Origin of the sequence: Jiangella asiatica (genome assembly GCF_004349065.1) — a bacterium.
GTDB lineage: Bacteria > Actinomycetota > Actinomycetes > Jiangellales > Jiangellaceae > Jiangella > Jiangella asiatica.
In genome coordinates this window covers 1-2,719 of record NZ_SMKZ01000113.1, presented here as the reverse complement: position 1 = coordinate 2,719, position 2,719 = coordinate 1, and the positions used below count along the sequence as shown (strand labels likewise).

The following is a 2,719-nucleotide window of genomic DNA, read 5'->3' as shown; positions in this document are numbered from 1 at the left end:
CCCCGACGCCGACCACCGACCCCCCGCCGGTGGGCGACGACGACGGCGACGACGGCGAGCCGGTCGCGCCGCCCCCGCCGGTGGCTCCGGGTGACGACGACGGCGGCGACGACGACGGTGACGACGACGGTGACGACGGGGATGATGACGACTGAGCCAGGGGCGTGACGATGCCGCCGGCGGGGTGCGCGTCCGGGTCGCGGTACGCACCCGTGTGCTGGCGGCGGTGCTGGGGGTCGCCGCGGTCGGCATGCTGGTCGCCGGGGTGACGTCGTTCCTCGTGCAGCGCGAGCGGGTCGACTCCAGCATCGACGACCGACTCGCGCAGGAGGTCGAGGAGCTGCGCGAGTTCGCCTCGACCGGCATCGACCCCGAGACCGGCGCGTCGTTCACCACGGTGTCGCGGTTCCTCGAAGTGGTGCTGCAGCGCAACGTGCCCGACCGCAACGAGGGCCTGCTGGCCATGGTCGACGGGCGCGTGGCGTGGTGGCCCGCGGTCGACGTGGGGATGCGGCTGCACGAGGACGACGAGTTCGTCGCGACCGTCGAGGACCAGGGCGGCGGCACCCGGGTGCGGCCGCGGACGACGCGGACCGAGGACCTGGGCTCGCTGCGCTACGCCGCGGTACCCGTGACGGTGCCCGGCGACGAGGCCGCCGGACTGTACGTGATCGGCTACTCCCGGGACCTCGAGCAGGCCGGCGTCGTCGACGCGTACCAGACGTTCGCGGTGGTGGCGCTCGCGTCGCTGGCGGTGGTGGGTGCCGTTGGCTGGGCGGTGGCCGGCCGGCTGCTCCGGCCGATCAGCGCGCTGCGCGACACCGCACAGCGCATCAACGACACCGACCTGTCCGGCCGCATCCCGGTCACCGGCACCGACGACATCTCCGCGCTGGCCCGCACGTTCAACGCGATGCTCGACCGGCTCGAGGTGGCGTTCGCCGGCCAGCGCGACGCGCTGGACGACGCCGGTCACGAGCTGCGCACTCCGATCACGATCATCCGCGGCCACCTGGAACTGATGGACTCCGCCGATCCGGCCGATGTCGCCGAGGTGCGCGGCCTCGTCCTGGACGAGCTGGACCGGATGCACCGGATGGTCGACGACCTCGTCATGCTCGCCAAGGCCAAGCGGCCGGACTTCGTGCATCCGCGCCCGGTCGAGCTGGACCGCCTGGTCGACGACGTCATCGACAAGGCCAGCGCGCTGGCCGACCGGCAGTGGCGGGTCGATGCCCGCACCTCGGCCACGGTCGACCTCGACCAGCAGCGCATCACCCAGGCGCTGCTGCAGCTGATCTCGAACGCGGTGAAGTTCACCGAGCCCGGCGACACCATCGCGGTCGGCGCCCAGCTCGCCGGCGGCGAGGCTCGGCTCTGGGTCCGCGACACCGGCATCGGCATCGCGCCCGAGGACGCCGAGCGGATCTTCGACCGCTTCACCAGGGGCGACGTCGGCCGCGGCGTCGACGGCTCCGGCCTCGGGCTGGCCATCGTCAGCGCCATCGCCGAGGCGCACCGCGGCCGGGTCACGGTCGACAGCCGGCTCGGCGGCGGCGCGGTGTTCGTCATCTCGCTGCCGTTGGCCGGCGCGGACGTCACGGACGATCTCGTTGAGGAAAAGGAGGCGTAGATGAGCAGGATCCTGATCGCCGAGGACGAGCCGCGGATCGCGGCCTTCATCGAGAAGGGGCTTCGGGCCGCCGGCATGACGCCGACCGTCGTCGGTGACGGGCGCGGAGCGTTCGACTACGCGATGACCGGCGGCTTCGACCTGGTGATCCTGGACATCGGGCTGCCCATCATGGACGGGTTCTCGGTGCTGCGGCAGCTGCGCGAGGCCCGCAACGAGCTACCGGTGATCATCCTGACCGCGCGCGACTCCATCACCGACACCGTCGCCGGCCTGGAGGGCGGCGCCGACGACTACATGGCCAAGCCGTTCCGGTTCGAGGAGCTGCTGGCCCGCATCCGGCTGCGGCTGCGCGAGGACCGCGCCCCGGAGGCGATGGTGCTTCACCACGGCGGGCTCTCGCTAGACCTGCGGACCCGGCGGGCCACCGTCGAAGGGAAGACGATCGAGCTGTCCGCGCGCGAGTTCTCACTGGCCGAGACGTTCCTCCGGCACCCGGGCCAGGTGCTCAGCCGCGAACAGTTGCTCAGCCGGGTGTGGGGGTACGACTTCGACCCCGGCTCCAACGTGGTGGACGTGTACGTGCGCTACCTGCGCCGCAAGCTCGGCAACGACCGCTTCGTGACGGTACGCGGCATCGGCTACCGCCTCGTCGGCGACGAGGCCACCACCCCCGCCCAATGAGCTCCTCTGCTGCTTCCGTAGGCGTTCGGGCCTCGGAATGATCACGTTCAGCACGAGATCTCGTGTCGCACCGGGATCGCAAGCCTCGTGATGCGCGGGTAATCCTGCCGAACGTGATCATTTCGGGATCACGTTCAAGGCGAAACCTGCGTGCTCCCAGCATCCGCGTAAGCCTGGTGGGGCGCTCAGATGCCTGGTGGGCGGCCCATCGACGCCCGGGCGAGACGTGAACGAGCCGGCGCACCGGAGGGGCGGTGCGCCGGCTCCTCGGGGGCGGTCAGCCCGCGGACGAGGCGCTCGACGGGCTGGCCGGGCTCGCGGGGGAGGCGGGGCTGGCAGCCGTGGCAGGGCTGGTCGCGCTGGCAGCAGTTGCCGGGGAGGCGGGGCTGTTCGCCGTGGCGG

Annotated in this window: 2 protein-coding genes; both read left to right on the top strand. The window is 72.2% G+C overall.

Annotated features, from left to right (window positions below):
• Positions 1 to 184: 184 nt before the first annotated feature.
• On the top strand, positions 185 to 1,633 hold the full coding sequence (locus tag E1269_RS31925; protein ID WP_131902279.1) for a sensor histidine kinase: 1,449 nt from the start codon (positions 185 to 187) through the stop codon (positions 1,631 to 1,633).
• Positions 1,634 to 2,317: a response regulator transcription factor gene (locus E1269_RS31920; RefSeq protein ID WP_131902277.1), complete on the top strand. Its 684-nt coding sequence runs from the start codon at positions 1,634 to 1,636 to the stop codon at positions 2,315 to 2,317.
• Positions 2,318 to 2,719: the final 402 nt, after the last annotated feature.

Bases quoted from the DNA above. Each gene is read 5' to 3' on its own strand.
- E1269_RS31920 (WP_131902277.1), top strand. From the start codon at position 1,634: ATGAGCAGGATCCTGATCGCCGAGGACGAGCCGCGGATCGCGGCCTTC.